Raw genomic sequence first — 16,414 nt, 5'->3', positions numbered from 1 at the left:
AGCGTTTGTTTGAGCTTCTGGCGTCAGAACCGTATCGGAGTCGTGTGGCGTGGGATCGGTTACAGATTTTTTATGGTGATGAGCGCCATGTAGAAGTCGGTCATAAAGACGCTAACCAAACCGTTGCGCAGGCTGTCTTACTTAGGCACGTCCCAGTTCCGGCTGAGAATGTTTTCCCTATTCCGACGGGCGCTACCGTTTCAGCAGATGCGGCGGTTTATGAAAAGTCTCTAAAGGCCGTTTATGGCGCGGACACCTTGGAAAAGGGGCGCCCCTTGTTTGATTTGGTGATGTTGGGACTGGGTACAGATGGCCACACGGCATCTTTGTTCCCAGGGCAACCGGTCCTTCATGAAACGAAGGCATGGGTTGGTGTTGCTGCGCCAGAAACAGCACCATATGAGCGTATAACGCTGACCTATCCGGCGATTGCGTCAAGCGCGTTGGTTGTTTTCCTTGTGACGGGTGCGTCCAAAGTCGAAATGCTGGGCCGTTTGCGCGCAGGTGATCAAGAACTGCCATCCGCACGGGTGACGTCAGAAGGGCGCATTGTCATTCTGGCGGACCGCGCTGCTGCTGGCGAATAAGGGGGGCGCGAGCCATGAGTGGTGCCGTCTCAGAAATTGAAATCTACAAGCGTATGGCGGCACGGCGTGCTGCGGACCTTGTAGAGGATGGGATGACGGTTGGCCTCGGAACGGGCAGCACCGCCAAGTATATGATTGAGCGTTTGGGAGAGCGCGTGGCTGAAGGGCTATGCATTGAAGCGATTCCGACCTCCATTGATAGTGCGGAAAAGGCCGTCAAAGCTGGCATTAAGTTGACGGATTTTTCGCAGCATCGTGTGCTTGATATTGCGATTGATGGCGCGGACGAAGTGCAGCGTGGCACGTTACACCTTGTGAAGGGGTTGGGCGGAGCTTTGTTGCGCGAAAAAATTGTCGCGCAATCTGCCAAGCGTTTTGTGGTGATTGTTGATAATCGGAAGCCAGTGGATCATTTGGGTGAGCGGGCGCCGATTCCGGTGGAAGTTGTGTTCTTCGGGTGGGAGTGCACGGCAGAGCGCTTGAAAGAGTGTGGCGCTGTTGCGGTAAAGCCTCGGATGGATAGTCACGGGCATCATTTCATCACGGATAATGGGAATCTGATCCTAGACTGCGTTTTTGGACTGATTGAAGACGCAGAAAAGCTTCAGCAACGAATTGGATCAATTGTTGGGGTCGTGGAGCATGGCATGTTCCTCAGCATGACCAATGAGGTCTTCGTCGCAATGGATCATGGAGTAGAGCGGTGGGAACGGAAGTAACACCCTCAGAGAACAAGACGCCTACGCCTCGTCCACATTTCATCGTCGTGATGGGGGTGTGTGGAACGGGTAAAACAACGGTGGCGGCTGAACTCGCGCGTAGATTGGGCTGGGATTTTCAGGAGGGCGATGCGTTGCACCCTGAAAAGAATGTTCAGAAAATGTCTTCTGGGCAGCCTCTTACGGATGAAGATCGGTATCCATGGCTTGAGCTGTGTCATGACTGGCTTGAGCGTGAGAGAAACATGGGTCATGGCGCTGTTTTGACGTGCTCGGCGTTGAAGCGTTCTTATCGTGAGCGTTTGCGGGCAGGCGGTCTGCCGGTTGAGTTTGTCTATGTGAAGGTGAGTGAAGAGGTCCTGCGTGAGCGTATGGCTGCGCGGGAAGGACACTTTATGCCTCCGACACTTTTGCCGAGCCAACTTGCTATATTGGAAGAGCCCGGAGATGATGAGCCTGTTATTGCTGTGAACGGTGAGCAAGCGGCAGAACGTGTCGTAGAAGAACTCGTTAAGTTATTGGGGGATGATGCACATGCAATGGTGCAAGTCTCTTCAGGGGTTCTTTCTGAATAAAATCAGTAAGATGCTTTCTCTGAAAACGGCACGGTCTGATAAAGACTGTGCCGTTTTTTATGCCCTGACAGAGAGGCGCACGGTTCTGAGGTTTTGTAGAGATCGTGCACGTTGTTCAGGTGCTATCCACAGGCCCGTCCCCTGAGATGTTCCATGAAACTGGGGATAACCTTCCCATCATTTGGACAATTTAGAGGTGCTTTGCTTAAATCGGGCCGTTAAGGGCGAGGCGTCCGATAGCTGGATCATCCGTAAAGAAGCCATCAAGACCAAGGTCTAGATAACGACGGAGTTCAGCAATCATTCCCTCAGGGTTGCGTGCTGCTGGGCCGCCGGGGCCACGGAGTTGTTTGGGTAGAAAGATGTTCTCTGGCCGTGCGGTGTAAGAGTGGACCAGCAAGCCTGCGTTATGGGCATCAGTGATGAGGCTGGATGGGGCTAACCATGCGCCTTGAGCATCACGCGGAATAATATCGACGTTGGATGGGCCAATGACGTCGGCAAAGTGGCGGATTTCTTGCAGCCCAGATGGTGTCATGAAGTCACCAAAGGTTGTTTTCTTCCCGGCAGTGGCGATGTCGGCCGGAACGACGTTACGGTCATCCATGAGGAACATCAGACGGGCTTGCGGGTTGATGGCAAGGACTTGGCTGCGAATTTTCGCGAGATTGGCAGTTTCGAAAGATTGCAGTTCTAGCGGTGCCTGACGGGTATATTCGTGTGCTGCGATAATACGTAGGAATTCGGTCTCAGGATCGAGCCCAATGCTATGGAAGAACGTTGAGTGTTTGATTTCAGGGATAATGCCAAAGGTTTTCCCAGTCGCTGATGCTTCTGCAGAAACCAGTTCAATCATTTCTTCAAATGTAGGGATAGCAAAGCGATCATTATAACGGGTGTTCTGTGGGCGGAGTGTTGCAAGACGTTCACGCGCGCGAAGTGTTTTGATTTCAGCAAGAGTGAAGTCAAACGTGAACCAACCGGTTTGCTTTTCTCCGTCAATCGTGACCGTGCGGCGACGGTTTGCAAACTCCGGGTGATCGGCGACATCGGTTGTTTCGACGATGTTCGGTTCATGGCGGACGACCAAGTGGCCGTCCTTTGTCATGACGAGGTCTGGCTCGATAAAATCGGCGCCGTCCTGCATGGCTTTGGCATAGGAACCAAAAGTGTGCTCAGGTCGCAGTGCTGATGCGCCACGATGGGCAAAGATCAGTGGTTGCGGAGCAAGAGAGGGGGCAGCATGTGCTGCCCCCCGTGAGGTGATAATCGCGGGAGCCATGCTGGCCGCCGTGAGGAGGCCAAGGGTCTTACGGCGGGTCAACATGGTTATTGTGTTCCTTACAGAGAACCGCTGATGGTCATGAAGTACATACGTGGTGCGATTGGGAAGGCTGTGTATTGGCCACTTGCTGCACCGGCATTGATGGTGGACCAGCCACGCTCTCCGGTGAGGTTCGTGATGTTACCCTGTACCTTCAGAGACGCAATATGCGGGATATTGTTGAAGGTATAGCCAGCATTCATGCTGAACAGCTTGTAAGACGGTGAGGACATGTCATTCGTGTAGGTGGTGTAACGCTTGCCCTGATACTCACCAATGAACTGACCGTAAGCGTTGCCCCAGTTGGTGCTGGCGATGAACTTATTGCTCCAAGATGGAACATTCGCCACGTTTTTGCCGGCTGTTGCAACGACTTTCCCATTGTTCATGTAGTCTGCATTGTACTGAGACTTGTTGTAGGACAGTGCGTCATACAATGAGAAATGCGGCCCTAGGTGCAGTGTGCCGTTGATGTCGACGCCGTTTGTATCCACGGAACCAACGTTTGCCATGATGGTGGCGGCACCAGCGACGGAGTAAATGTTACTCGTTGCGATGGCGAGCAAACGGTTAGAGAAGTGAACATGGTAGTAGTTCACTTGGCCTTCAAAGCCGGTGATCGGGCCTAGGTTAAGCGAACGATGTTCACGCAGGCCGGTTTCGTAGGTCCATGATGTTTCAGGCTTGCCGTATTTGCGGAATGCTTCGAAAGCAGCCTGAGTTGTTGCGCCCCAAGGGGTTGGGTTGCCTGTACCTGCGGCTTGGAAGGAGCGAACGTTTTGCTGGATGTTGGCGAACCACTGCTCATGCGGTGAGATGGTCCAGGTTGCACCAAAAGCCGGAAGGAAAGGCTTAGTCGTGCTGATTGTGCCACCTGGTACGGTCACGCCGGTCTTGGACGCTACGGGCAGTGTACCGTTTGTATAAACCAGCTCAGATTTGAAACCGCCCATCAGAGAGAAGTTCTTAGAGACCTGCCATGTATCTTGCAGATGGGTCACGAACGTATTGGTGTAGAAGTAGTTCGTGTATTGGTGGATGAGTGGGTTTTGTTGACGCTCATAAGGCGTTGTTGGGTTGGAGAATGAGAACGGATACCAACGGCGTGCTTGTGTGTTGTTGTTGCGTTCATACCAGCCACCCAATTCGATGGAATGCTGACCAAGGTGATAGCGCAGGGTGGAGGTGAGGCCTCCTCGATTATCCCAGTATTCCGTTGTGCGGGTTGCGTAACCTGAACCACCGAAGACAGTATTGAGGCTTTGTTGGCTCATATTTGGGAAGTAAGCGGAGAAGAGTGATGGGAGTCCAGCTACAGTTGCTGGGCCAGCGATGATGCCTTCGCCAAGGTCATGATGGTAATAGAAGTTATTATCCCAGTGTAGATTTTCACTGAAATCATGGTTCCATTTAGCGTAAGCGAGGAAGTCTTCACGCTGTGCACCACCGTAATAGTTGCGGTAGTTGTTAGACGCGATGATATTTTTGATATTAGGTGAGTTAATATAGTTTTGTGCGTAGTTCATGTCAGGGAACATGAACGGACGGACGTAAGGAATGTTCGTTGATGTCGGGGTAATTGTAATGGGGTCTTCGTTCGGCTCAGCTTTCTGAGACCAGTCAAAGAAGACAGAAACGTGATCATGCGCGTCATCGTGTCGGAATTTGGCGTTGACCTGATAGCCGCCTTGATGTGAGCCAGGATTATCCCAAGAGCGGGCATCTTGGCGCACGAAGGACAGATAGGCATTGTTGCCGTTTCCGAAATCACCCGTATCAACGCGTGCGAATGTGCGGAAGGTAGAGAAGCTACCAAAGACTTGCTCCACCTGTGCACCACGGCGGTGAGAAGGGTCTTGGGTAGAGAATTGCAGAGAGCCACCCAGATTGGATGTTGAGGCTGTGCCAAGGTCACCTGCGCCTGTTGCGATGGAGGCCGCGCCGACATTTTCACTAATGACGGCACGTTGTGGGGAGAGGCCGTTATAGTTGCCGTAGGCTTGGTCACCCAAAGGAATGCCGTCCAAAGTGTAACCGAGTTGGTTTTGGTTAAAACCATGCACGATCAGCGAGGAGTTCTGCTCATTATTGCCCCATGGATCAGCGTTATTAAAGACGACGCCGGGAAGAACGGAGAGGGCTTTAATCGGGCTGATTCCGGGCAGTTCACGCTGCATCTGTACACGACCGACAGTTTGTTCGGAGTGGGTACGGCGTGCGGTGATGATAAGCTGCTCGTTACTGCTAGCAGGCGCAGAGATCGCTTTTGGCGCAACGATTGGTGCTGGACGTGCAGCTACGGGAGCAACTGTGGCAGCAGGGGCGTTTACTGGGGGCTGTGGTGCGACCTTAGGCGTATGCTGCACCGCTTTAGTGGCATGTGTTGCAACAGCCTTCTTAACGTGGTGATGCACAGGCGCTGCATGCGCCGACGCAAAAGCAACTGCGATAGGGGAGCAGAATAGTGCAAGTTGCGCGCGACGACGCAAAAAAAGACCCGACATGGACAACCTTATGGATGACATGAAAACCGGGTCGGAACCTAGACATTACCAGATGTTTATAGTGTGAAACTCATATTAATAAATTATTTCAATTTTATGACTTGGTATTTATCAGGCTGTGGACCAGCCAATACCGACAATAGCAACACGGCGAGAGGATGTCGTTTGCTGTAAAACAATGACTTCGCGCTCCTCGAGGTAATTGAGTTGACGGCGGGCGCGGCCTAGAGAATGTGTGCCATAGGCGCGGGCGAGGGCATCATCATCCGGGCAAGGGGCTTCATCCCATGCATGACGTGCGAGGAGGAGGAAAACACCACGTACATCTTCGGGAAGTGTCTGCGCCATGGCCTCGGCTTGTTGCCATTCGCTGCTTTCTGCGCGCTCCCTCTCTAAGCCTGTTCGGCAATTGATCAGCAGGCGCTGAAAGTTGCCGAGGTCTAGAATAGTACGGGGCAGGCCGAGAATACGGGCGCGGAGTTGGAAGTCTTGATACAACGTAGCCAGTGGTTTGTAATCTGAGCCTTCACCGTGTGCGACTTCGGAGACTAAGGACCATAATGTTTCTGGATCGGCCGTGATGGGCTCCGCCACGGGGGCGTTTGTCTCAGCCGTATCGCGGTTCGTGCCGTATGCATCGAGCTGGGCCAAAAGGTCAGGCGGTGGCGGGCGTGTTTCACGGCGTGGGCGGGCGGAGAGTTCAGCGACCGGCTCTAAAATAATATCGCGCAAATCTTCCGCAGCTATGGGTTCGAGCGGGACGAGAATAGGGCCGGTTGCATGGCTGGCTGTTTCTACGCTGCCAATGGCAACGAGTTTGGGGCGCCGTGAGAGGGCGGGGCCAAGTGCCATGAACTGACCACGAGCGAGATCACGGAAGGATTCAGCGGCACGGCGTTCCATCCCCAACAGATCAGCCGCACGGGCCATATCAATATCGAGGAATGTGCGGCCCATCAGGAAGTTTGAAGCTTCCGCCGCGACGTTCTTTGCCAGCTTTGCCAGACGTTGCGTGGCGATGACACCTGCGAGACCACGCTTACGACCACGGCACATGAGGTTGGTCATGGCGCCGAGGGAGAGACGGCGGGCTTCGTCGGTTGTATCGCCACCGGCAGCAGGGGCGAAAAGTTGTGCCTCATCCACCACGACGAGGACAGGGTACCAATGTGCACGTGGGGCCTCAAACATGCCGTTCAGGAAGGCACCTGCCGCGCGGAGCTGCATTTCGGCCTCGACGTGTTCGAGGTTCAGTACGACCGAAGCGCGATGCGCTCGGACACGTTCGCCCGCGGCCCGTAAGCTAGCTTCGCTTTGATCTTCAACGTCAATCACCAAGTGATCATAGCGTTCAGCGAGGGTGACGAAGTCTCCCTCTGGGTCGATCATGACCTGTTGGACGACATTGGCCGTTTGTTCCAGCAAGCGGCGCAGCAAATGTGATTTGCCGGAGCCGGAGTTGCCTTGAACTAGAAGCCGCGTGGCGAGAAGTTCTGGGAGATCGAGGTCTATAGCGGAGCCGTCACGGCCCTGTCCGAGAATGATGGAGGTCATGGGGTCAAGCGGATAGCGGAATCTTGTGATTCGAGCCAGTGAGTGATGCCCTTTGCTGCGGCAAGGCCCGTCGAAAAACAGGCTTGGAGGAGGTAGCCGCCCGTTGGGGCTTCCCAGTCGAGCATTTCACCCGCGGCAAAAAGGCCCGGATGGGTGTGGAGCATGTAGTGTTCGTTCATGGCGCTGTGTTTTAAACCGCCTGCCGTTGAAATGGCACGGTCCAGTGTGTCGGTAGCCTTTAACGTGAGGGGGAGGGCTTTGATAGCGCGAGCAAGCTCTGTGGGCGTGGCGCCTTTTGGTGTGGCGTCACGCAGGAGGTCTCGGCCGAGTGTATCGAGAGAGAGGGCTTTGCGAAGACGGTTGGAAAGGCTTTCACGTGGGCGTTGTGTGTTCAGCCGTTCTTCGATTTGCGTGATGGTCAGAGTGGGTCTGAGGTCGAGTGTGATGGTGACTTGGCCGTGTTGTGCCAGTTGCTCCCGTAATATGGGGGAGAGGGCATAGAGTGCGCTGCCTTCGAGGCCACGTTGTGTCACCGTTAGGTCTCCGCGGCGGGTATGGCCTTCAATAGTAAGGGCTATGCCGTGCAGTATCGTGCCGTCATGCCGTGTTTGAAATTCGGGCGACCATGCGGGAACAAAGCCGCAATTTGATGGTGCAAACGGCGTGACCGCACCGGGGAAGAGGTGGCTCCACGCGCCATCAGAGCCAAGGCGGCTCCAGCTTGTGCCGCCGAGGGCGAGTAGAGTGGCGGCGGGCTGTGAGATGTGTTCACCATTGGGAGTGGAGAAGTGGTTTCCTGCGGCGCTGCGTTGTGTAAAGCGGTGGCGCGTGTGCAAAGAAACGCCTGAGGCGGTGAGGCGGCTGAGCCATGCCCGGAGTAGGGGGGAGGCTTTGAGAGTCTTGGGGAATACGCGGCCGGAAGATCCTGTGAAGCAAGGCTGACCGAGTTCCTCTGCCCATGCACGTAGGGCTTCAGGAGGGAAGGCACGGATGGCGGGTTCGAGCCATGATTGTGCCGTGCCATAGCGGGTGAGGAAACGATCAAGCGGTTCGGCGTGGGTGAGGTTGAGGCCTGAACGCCCAGCCATGAGGAATTTACGCCCAACACTCGGCATAGCATCATAAAGATGTACGTGATGGCCGGAGGCAGAAAGCTGCTCGGCCGCCATGAGGCCTGTGGGGCCTGCGCCGATAATATCTATGGTCTGTGCGGGGTTGTGCGTCGGGCTATGTGCTGGGGTCATGCCCGGTTCCATGCCACGTTCTACAGAATTTGTCAGGTTTTTCGATGAAGGATGTTGCGCGCGTAAAGCGCGGTGTGCGATGGCCTTGCCATGATAAAGAAGGAGATCATCATGTCAGAAACGGGAATGGAACGCATCTTGAAGAAGCGTATTGCCCAAGGCCAAGGTGCTGAACCGGCTGATGTGGTGATCCGTGATGTGCGGCTGCTGGACTTTGTGACTGGTGAATTAGTCCCGACGGATATTGCCCTATGTGGTGATACGGTAGTGGGAACGTATGGCTGTTATGAAGGGCATACGGTGATTGAAGGGCGCGGGCGTATTGCGGTGCCGGGTTTCATTGACACGCATCTTCATGTTGAATCGTCTTTGGTGACGCCGCAGGAGTTTGACCGTTGCGTTTTGCCGCATGGTGTGACGACGGCTGTGTGTGACCCGCATGAACTGGCGAATGTCATTGGTGGTGGGGCGTTTGATTATTTCCTGAAATCATCTGAACGGATGATTATGGATTTGCGTGTTAATCTCTCCAGCTGTGTGCCAGCCACGGATATGGAGACATCCGGTGCAAGCTTGGATGCGGCTTCTTTGGTAGCCTATCGTGATCATCCGCAGGTGATTGGTCTGGCTGAATTTATGAATATGCCGGGTGTTCTGCATGGTGACCCGGGGTGTTTGGCGAAGTTAGCGGCTTTTTCTGGTGGTCATATTGATGGGCATGCACCGCTGATGCGGGGTACTGCGCTGAATGGTTATCTGGCAGCCGGTATTACGACCGATCATGAAGCAACGCGTGCCGATGAAGCATTAGAAAAAGTCCGCAAGGGTATGACCGTGCTGATCCGTGAAGGGTCAGTCTGTAAAGACCTAGAAGCTTTGGCTCCGCTTTTGACGGTTGAGACGTCACCATTCTTTGCTTTCTGTACCGATGACCGCAATCCGCTGGAAATCGCGCATGAAGGGCATTTGGATTATCTGATCCGTAAGGCCATTGCGCTGGGCGTGCCGCCTTTGGCGGCTTATCGTGCTGCATCTCTCTCTGCTGCGCAGGCTTTTGGGTTGCGTGATCGTGGTATGATTGCGCCGGGCAAGCGGGCGGATGTAGTTCTTCTGGACAGTTTAGAAGAGTGTCTTGTTTCCGATGTGATTTCTGCTGGACGTCTGGTGGATGATGCCTTGTTTGGCACGCGTGAGACGGTTGCTCCGGTTGGGAAAGACAGTATGCGCCGGGCGAATGCTGTGACCGTGGCGGAGTTGGCCGTACATGGTGAGGGGAAGGCACGCCCTGTGATCGGGATCGTTCCCGGTCAAATTATCACGGAATATCTGACACATGATCTGCCGCAGCGTGACGGGCAGGTCTTAGCAGATGTGTCGCAGGATATTGCGAAGCTCTGTGTCGTAGCGCGGCATGGGCATAATGAGAATATCGGGCAGGGATTTGTTCAAGGTTTCGGCTTGAAGGGCGGGGCACTGGCCTCTTCCGTCGGGCATGATAGCCATAATATCTGCGTTGTGGGGGTAAATGATGCAGATATGGCGGTTGCGGTAGAACGCCTCATGGCGACGGGCGGTGGCTTTGTCGCTGTGCAGGATGGAGAGATCCGTGGCGAACTGGCCTTGCCGGTTGCGGGGCTGATGAGTGATGCGCCCTATGAGCAAGTGCGTGATGAGTTGATTGCACTGCGCGCTGCGGTGAAGGCTATGGGCGGAACCTTGGAAGAGCCATTCTTGCAGCTTGCTTTTTTGGCGCTGCCGGTGATCCCTCATTTGAAATTGACGGATCGTGGATTGGTGGATGTGAATAAAATGACGTTTGTCTAAGGTCGAGTAAGCTACGGCCCGGCTTGATGCACGGGCCGTAGAGAAGCGGTTTTATTATTTGCCGCTGGTCCAGCTGCTGATTTTCTTTTCAGCGCTGGTTGCTGCGTTTGACGTTGCTTTGCCTGCTGCTGAGATGTCCTGACCTGCGCCGCGCGTTGTATTACATGCGGAGAGGGAGAGGCTTCCACCGGCGAGCAGAGTGATAGCCATTACAGTGCGTAGAATTTTACGGTTCATGATGTTTTCTCCTCTTATTAGGATGGAGGAATATCGCAGCAGAGGCTGGGAAGTTTCCTAATCTGACTACAACGTCAATAGTATTCCCCGGAACATGGCTGTTCGATGGCAATATGAAGGTGTCATGGCTGATTTTAAGCAAAGCGCGATCCGATTGGCGCTGAGCCGTGGATTGTCAGGTGATCGCATTGCGCAAGACCTAGGCATTGGTACATCGACGTTGAAGAAGTGGATGAGGGACGCGCAGCAGGCCTTTCTGTCTCTTCTTTTCTTCGACGGATCATGCCGCCTTATTACGTGAGCATGAGAAATTACGTTGTGAGAATCTGCGTCCTCATGAGAAGAGGGAGCCGTAAAAAATAACACAGTTCTTAGTGAGACAAAGGCGTGAGACTTGCGTTTTTAGCATGCTGTCATGGTCCTCTTCCGCGAGGACGGACTTGCATGTGAAAGGTTCGAAAAACTCCTAGTTTTGGTTCCTGCCCTGTGATTCTCTCTTGTGAGTTGATGGGACGGAGATGGATGATGAAGCGGTCTGGGCTCTTTGATGTTGAAGAGCGGCTGAGCGGGCTTAGTGATCAGCTTGAAGCCTTTTCCCGGACTGTGGATTTTGAGGTCTTCCGTCCTGAGTTGGACAAGGCTCTGGCCTATGCGGATGGCAGCAAAGGCGGACGCTCACCGTTTTATTCTATGCTGATGTTCAGAATTCTGGTGATCCAGACGTTGAACACTCTGTCCGACGAGCGGACGGAATATCTGATCAATGATTGCTTGCCCTTCATGCGTTTCCTTAGCTTGGAGCTTTCGGACCGCGTTCCGGATGCCAAACGCTCTGGCTGTTTCGTGAACGCCTGACGCAGGCTGGCGCGATTGAAAGGCTGTTTGAACGGTTATGACGCGACCCTGCGGGATGCAGGCTATCTGCCAATGTCAGGTCAGATCCTCGACGCCACACTGGTTGCAACCCCCAAGTAGCGCAACACCAATGCGGAGAAAGCCGATCTTCGGGAAGGGCGGATCCCTCAAGATTGGCAGGGTGAACCCTCAAAGCTATCCCACAAGGACCAGCATGCCTGATGGATGCTGAAGTTCACGAGGGCGAAGCGTCAGGATGACGGCAGCATACCCGCAATGGATCTCGTGATCTCATTCTTTGGCTACAAATCCCATATTTCTATCGACCAGAAATTCAGACTGATCCGGAAGTGGAAAACGACTGCCGCCGGTTTACTTCAAATTCATTGAGCCGATCGGAGGTTAAGGAGAGGAATGGAGACGGTCCGCTTTTGATTGCAGTGGTGATGAAGGACTTGTTCAAGACATGCTGGCATTTGTACGAAAGGTGTCGCGCTTGTTTATTTCGGCCCTCGTTCGCGGGAAACGTGGTTAACAATGATGTCACTTGGGTAGACAGGATAGGAGGTTGACACCGGCCGTATCGTCAAAACGGTCTGGATGCGCCGTGAGAGGTAAGGAGATAACATCGGTGATCCGATGATCAGCGTAGACGAACTTCCAATAGTGAAATCGGGCATCAAACCAAGGATTGTCATCAAACATCTCGTCCCATTCCAGTAGGTCACGCCGCAATGGCGATCCGACACCGTTGCTCTGTGTCCAGACCGCAGACTTGCAAATCGAGGCACGCTCGACGCGCACGATCAGCCGCCCGTTGAGAGATGCCTTTCCATCAAGTTCCTCGTTGAGCACAATGTTGAGGTTATGGGTTAACTCTTCCAACGATTCCGGCTTGGCTCTCGCGAGGGCAGTACCACTAATAAAGACGGCAAAAATCAGGCTGAGGACAACATGAATCATTGATATTGTCCTTTCAAAAATAGCATGGCCTCATCATGCCGTCGCTTGATCAGACCGTCCATGATCTGGCCTTTCGAGCGCACCTGGTTTTCAATGATCCTGACGGCCTCTTGCTTGTCACCGCTGTTGATAGCGGCGCGCACACCCCGCCAACCGGCCCCCGGATTGTAGACGAACGAAACGAGGGCGTCGAACTCGTTTTGTGTCAGGTAGACATGGATGCCCCGTCGTACGATCGCCTCGTAACTGGGAAGATTGACCTGGAGCAGGTGCGCCTCCTGATCATCCGTCAGATTGACGAGATCGTGGTTGACCTCGGCAAACCTTCTGGCGGCTTCGCCCCGCAGTCCGGCACCCGCCGACACACGGGCCGCAATACCGGAGTTAACTCCAATATCTCGCAATTTCTGCTCGATTTCTGCCCGGAGACGATCGCGCATGTCATACCCCGGCCCGAGCGTCACACCAGATGCTCCGCCCGGCCAATATCGTCTACAATATGCGACGCCTTATTTTCCTCGAAAGTAAAAAGGCCGCCGCATAGCAATCAGGACAGAAAGCGCCCCTTCACTCTCAATGTAAGAGCAAAGGCGCATTCGAAAATCTTAAAATCAGCCGGCAATCCACACAGCCATACGCCGGACAACCATCACTCAACAGTTATTCGATCCCTCGATCTGAACTTTTCCAATTCCAATAGGGTATCATGGGAGAGGTGTGTCTGATTGAAAGGCAATTCAGCTTCGAAACCGTTTGAAAATCAAAACAAACAGGGCCCACACGCCCCAAACCTAACTTTGCAACAGGGCCATGTCGGCTATCGGGAAATAACTTTGCCCATCAAAATGTCCGAGGTGTGAGCGATTGCAGTCTGTCTGCTTAGTGATACAGGAGCAAGCAGGCGGATCAGGGGAGCAGTGGTCGGTCGGCCCTGTTGCAAAGTTGATTTTTGGAATGATTACGTCTCGATACAGAAATTTAACTTCGGGTAAAATCAGCACGTTATTTATATGGAAACTAACACAAAAACAATAATTTTAAATTTTTTTAAACAGGTCAAAAAATTCAAAAGCAATAATCTAATTAATCAATATTCCGCATCCAAATTAAAATTAATTGGATGCGGAATATTGTATTATTTCACTTAAGCGAAAGTAACATAATTATCTTTATCTTTATCTTTATTTAAAATATAACTTACAGAAGAAATAATTTCCACTGCTACCACACAATGAGTAGCATGACTATAATTTATATCTATTGGCAAGTATGCATCGCCATTTGTCCAACGATAACCAGAATCGTCCAATGCATGCCAGCCGTCCAATTCAATTGAATTCAGGTGATCCGTAATATGTTGGACTCCGTTGTGAGAAAATACTTTAATTGAACCCACCAAAATACCTAATTCGCGTCTATCGTCTAAATAAGGACCTATCACATCATATGGACGGCTAGAACGAGAAATAATGCGTAGTGATTTGATAGGACTAGGGACATGAAAAACAGCATATCCATTATTAACTCGCATGGGTAAAATATCTACACCATCTTCACCAATTAACCTAACGTTATGATCTTCTGTCAGTTCGGATACTCTCTTTACTCCCCCAGCACGCTTAGCGATCTTTTGAAAGATCGGCTCAACAAGTTCACGCTGAACAGCGAGGGGGGCAGCAGCGTCATGCTGCCATGATGCCATTTTAGTATACAAGGTGGCCAGAGGGCCATGTTGCGCGAAGTTCCGTCTATTACCCGTGTCCAAGTAACTTTCCGAAAGCATACCTTGAGACCACAAAACTGAGTGCTTGGCAGTCTCAATATGGTAAACAGAGTAGTTTGTTAAACTGTAGTCGTATTGGATGCTTTTACCATTAACCAACATACGTGCGGGCACAAACATGCCATCGAAGAACAAGCAATGTTCAGGCGTTACTAACAGATCATGACTTGGTACATTATCAGAGATGGCACCAGCTAAGATACGCACTGGATAACCAGCTTCATCATCCGGTAGGTGAGGACGGAAGACACTTTTTTGAGTTCCAACCCAAGTAAGTTTTTCCACCACTTCCGCATTATTACGCCAGTCGTATGTCAGAACCTCATCGCCTATCTTTAGGCTTTCGACAGTTTGAACACCCAATGGCGTTCGAATTTCCGTACCACCCAAGAAACATACGAGTGTAATGGTATCGCCATTAATGGTAAACGAGGCATCGCCCGTACTGGTTGTAGTGCTTGCGTTATTGTTGGAAGTTTCTGTGGTATACGCTTCCACCATATTCGCATTAAGAGATTTTTCAGTATTAGACTGAACAACATCCGGATAAATACCAGCCATCTGTATACTGGTTGATTCTCCATTATCGGAGTATACCGTAATAACATTATTAGAATTTACTGTGGCTGACGTTATGGTTCCACCAAGGTAGTTGAAATCTATCGAACCATCTCTGTATAGATAACCACTTTGCAAATTGGATATTGAATTAATTAATACGGTTCCTCCACTGGAGATAATAGCTCCCGTTTCAGTCGTATCTACAGACAGTGTCTCGAGACCTCCTGCCTCAATAACCGTTGCATATGCCTCTGCACCAGAACCCAACAAGCTCATTGTTCCGCCAGACAACATTACATTTGATGTAACCGTTGCTTTTTCAACGCTAGCAGAACCACCAGAATCAATCGTTGCCGCCGAGAAGAGAAGTTGGTTCGTGCCTGTCAGCGCACCATTTTGGCCATACCCAACGTCAGCATAACCACCACTTAGAATATGGGCACTAATAGAGACTGCACGATTATAAAATAATGCCTGACCACCGGAAGATATAACTGTGTCAATATCTTCACCCACAATAGACGCAGTTTGTCCATTATACAACCCATCCCGGAATGAACCTCCTGCGGAGACGACTGCCCCAGAGATCGTACCCGAGCTAAAGACAGCAATAATGCCTCCAGAAAGAGCCGTTACATTTGCAGCACTGCCAGATGAAGCATATTCGTAGCCACCATTAGAAACTACAATACCACCACTAGCCGCAGCGATATCATTATATCCTGTACCCGCACCGGAAATAATTTCTGTACCACCACTTTGAATGGTATCCGCATAACCGTAACCACCACTGGAAATAAGCTCTGTTCCACCGGACAATATATTGGCTGCTGATATATTTCCAACGGCACCGTAATTAGGATTTGTATAGTCTTGGATGAGACCACCAGAGCTAACTGTAGTGTTATTAATTGAGCCGCCGTTATCGGCCGTCGCTACGCCACCGTTATTAATTGTAGCGCTATTAACAACACCATTGGCTTCAGCCCACAGCACACCACTGGAAAAGACCGTATCATCAGTTGAGACACCGCCACCAAAAGCGCCTGCTTTTCCAACGAATTCCGTTGCACCCGAGAATACAGACCCTGATGTTGAGGAGCCTGGACCATAAATATACTCATTGACCGCATAACCGGAAAGAATAGTTCCACTAACAATACTCGTCGCACCACCACTACCAACATCCATATGCGCACTGGTGTTGATAGTCGTGTCAATGGCGGTGCCTGCGTTGACCGCAATATATCCACCGGATGTCGCCGTTTCGCCGGTTGCTACGCCGCCTGAAGAAACAAGAATTGTTCCCCCTTGAGCCAATATCCCAGAACCTGTTCCGCTAGAAACAACTTCTGTTCCGCCCGCATTTACCAGCCCTGTGCCACCAGACAGCACCGTGTCATTAACACCAGTACCCGCACCGGAAATAATTTCTGTACCACCACTTTGAATGGTATCCGCATAGCCGTAACCACCACTGGAAATAAGCTCTGTTCCACCGGACAATATATTGGCTGCTGATATATTTCCAACGGCACCGTAATTAGGATTTGTATAGTCTTGGATGAGACCACCAGAGCTAACTGTAGTGTTATTAATTGAGCCGCCGTTATCGGCCGTCGCTACGCCACCGTTATTAATTGTAGCGCTATTAACAACACCATTGGCTTCAGCCCACAGCACA

General features: G+C 51.9%; 13 protein-coding genes and 1 pseudogene. 6 read left to right on the top strand and 8 right to left on the bottom strand.

Annotation, left to right across the window (positions count from 1 at the left end):
- From pgl to NTH01S_RS10455, 3 genes are all read left to right on the top strand, one after another.
- The coding region (gene pgl / locus NTH01S_RS10465) for a 6-phosphogluconolactonase (RefSeq protein ID WP_068173478.1) at positions 1 to 587 on the top strand (587 nt) is incomplete at its 5' end.
- A gap of 14 nt (positions 588 to 601) precedes the next feature.
- Positions 602 to 1,306: a ribose 5-phosphate isomerase A gene (rpiA, locus tag NTH01S_RS10460; protein WP_068173472.1), complete on the top strand. Its 705-nt coding sequence runs from the start codon at positions 602 to 604 to the stop codon at positions 1,304 to 1,306.
- Positions 1,291 to 1,881 (top strand): gluconokinase, encoded by a 591-nt coding sequence (locus NTH01S_RS10455; protein ID WP_370664324.1) that lies wholly within the window; start codon positions 1,291 to 1,293, stop codon positions 1,879 to 1,881. The genes rpiA and NTH01S_RS10455 overlap by 16 nt, the downstream gene beginning before the upstream one ends.
- Positions 1,882 to 2,086: 205 nt before the next feature.
- Here NTH01S_RS10455 and NTH01S_RS10450 read toward each other — a convergent pair whose 3' ends face one another.
- The 4 genes from NTH01S_RS10450 to NTH01S_RS10435 form a co-directional block, all read right to left on the bottom strand.
- Positions 2,087 to 3,208, bottom strand: a complete 1,122-nt coding sequence (locus tag NTH01S_RS10450) for a glycerophosphodiester phosphodiesterase family protein (RefSeq protein ID WP_068173469.1) — start codon at positions 3,206 to 3,208, stop codon at positions 2,087 to 2,089.
- A 14-nt stretch (positions 3,209 to 3,222) separates the two neighbouring features.
- On the bottom strand, positions 3,223 to 5,709 hold the full coding sequence (locus tag NTH01S_RS10445; RefSeq protein WP_068173467.1) for a TonB-dependent receptor: 2,487 nt from the start codon (positions 5,707 to 5,709) through the stop codon (positions 3,223 to 3,225).
- A gap of 111 nt (positions 5,710 to 5,820) precedes the next feature.
- Positions 5,821 to 7,263 (bottom strand): ATP-binding protein, encoded by a 1,443-nt coding sequence (locus NTH01S_RS10440; RefSeq protein WP_068173465.1) that lies wholly within the window; start codon positions 7,261 to 7,263, stop codon positions 5,821 to 5,823.
- A complete protein-coding gene (locus NTH01S_RS10435; RefSeq protein ID WP_068173476.1) occupies positions 7,260 to 8,507 on the bottom strand; it encodes a TIGR03862 family flavoprotein in 1,248 nt (415 codons plus the stop codon). Before NTH01S_RS10435 ends, NTH01S_RS10440 begins: the two co-directional genes overlap by 4 nt.
- Before the next feature lie 111 nt (positions 8,508 to 8,618).
- Here NTH01S_RS10435 and ade point away from each other — a divergent pair, with 111 nt between their 5' ends.
- Positions 8,619 to 10,331 (top strand): adenine deaminase, encoded by a 1,713-nt coding sequence (gene ade / locus NTH01S_RS10430; RefSeq protein WP_370664323.1) that lies wholly within the window; start codon positions 8,619 to 8,621, stop codon positions 10,329 to 10,331.
- 54 nt (positions 10,332 to 10,385) lie between these two features.
- Here the strand turns inward: ade and NTH01S_RS10425 are convergent, their stop codons facing one another.
- Positions 10,386 to 10,568: an entericidin A/B family lipoprotein gene (locus NTH01S_RS10425; RefSeq protein ID WP_068173463.1), complete on the bottom strand. Its 183-nt coding sequence runs from the start codon at positions 10,566 to 10,568 to the stop codon at positions 10,386 to 10,388.
- Between the two features lie 124 nt (positions 10,569 to 10,692).
- Here NTH01S_RS10425 and NTH01S_RS11805 point away from each other — a divergent pair, with 124 nt between their 5' ends.
- The gene (locus tag NTH01S_RS11805; protein WP_157070951.1) at positions 10,693 to 10,869 is read left to right on the top strand and encodes a transposase; all 177 of its coding nucleotides are present in this window, start codon (positions 10,693 to 10,695) and stop codon (positions 10,867 to 10,869) included.
- A gap of 224 nt (positions 10,870 to 11,093) precedes the next feature.
- Positions 11,094 to 11,792: pseudogene (locus NTH01S_RS11660) on the top strand (transposase); the annotation flags it as partial.
- A 174-nt stretch (positions 11,793 to 11,966) separates the two neighbouring features.
- Here the strand turns inward: NTH01S_RS11660 and NTH01S_RS10410 are convergent.
- The 3 genes from NTH01S_RS10410 to NTH01S_RS10400 all read right to left on the bottom strand — a co-directional run.
- A complete protein-coding gene (locus tag NTH01S_RS10410) occupies positions 11,967 to 12,386 on the bottom strand; it encodes a hypothetical protein (RefSeq protein ID WP_068173461.1) in 420 nt (139 codons plus the stop codon).
- Positions 12,383 to 12,826: a glycoside hydrolase family protein gene (locus NTH01S_RS10405; RefSeq protein WP_068173460.1), complete on the bottom strand. Its 444-nt coding sequence runs from the start codon at positions 12,824 to 12,826 to the stop codon at positions 12,383 to 12,385. The genes NTH01S_RS10410 and NTH01S_RS10405 overlap by 4 nt, the downstream gene beginning before the upstream one ends.
- A gap of 704 nt (positions 12,827 to 13,530) precedes the next feature.
- Positions 13,531 to 16,414: Hint domain-containing protein (locus NTH01S_RS10400; protein ID WP_068173456.1), on the bottom strand; the 2,884-nt coding region annotated here is incomplete at its 5' end.

It is taken from the genome of Neokomagataea thailandica NBRC 106555, assembly GCF_001598495.1.
Lineage (GTDB): Bacteria > Pseudomonadota > Alphaproteobacteria > Acetobacterales > Acetobacteraceae > Gluconobacter > Gluconobacter thailandicus_A.
The sequence above is the reverse complement of the archived record's forward strand: the minus strand, read 5'-3'. Positions and strand labels throughout refer to the sequence as shown.

Bases quoted from the DNA above. Each gene is read 5' to 3' on its own strand.
- rpiA (WP_068173472.1), top strand. From the start codon at position 602: ATGAGTGGTGCCGTCTCAGAAATTGAAATCTACAAGCGTATGGCGGCA.
- NTH01S_RS10450 (WP_068173469.1), bottom strand. From the start codon at position 3,208: ATGTTGACCCGCCGTAAGACCCTTGGCCTCCTCACGGCGGCCAGCATG.
- NTH01S_RS10445 (WP_068173467.1), bottom strand. From the start codon at position 5,709: ATGTCGGGTCTTTTTTTGCGTCGTCGCGCGCAACTTGCACTATTCTGC.
- NTH01S_RS10440 (WP_068173465.1), bottom strand. From the start codon at position 7,263: ATGACCTCCATCATTCTCGGACAGGGCCGTGACGGCTCCGCTATAGAC.
- NTH01S_RS10435 (WP_068173476.1), bottom strand. From the start codon at position 8,507: ATGACCCCAGCACATAGCCCGACGCACAACCCCGCACAGACCATAGAT.
- ade (WP_370664323.1), top strand. From the start codon at position 8,619: ATGTCAGAAACGGGAATGGAACGCATCTTGAAGAAGCGTATTGCCCAA.
- NTH01S_RS10425 (WP_068173463.1), bottom strand. From the start codon at position 10,568: ATGAACCGTAAAATTCTACGCACTGTAATGGCTATCACTCTGCTCGCC.
- NTH01S_RS11805 (WP_157070951.1), top strand. From the start codon at position 10,693: ATGGCTGATTTTAAGCAAAGCGCGATCCGATTGGCGCTGAGCCGTGGA.
- NTH01S_RS10410 (WP_068173461.1), bottom strand. From the start codon at position 12,386: ATGATTCATGTTGTCCTCAGCCTGATTTTTGCCGTCTTTATTAGTGGT.
- NTH01S_RS10405 (WP_068173460.1), bottom strand. From the start codon at position 12,826: ATGCGCGATCGTCTCCGGGCAGAAATCGAGCAGAAATTGCGAGATATT.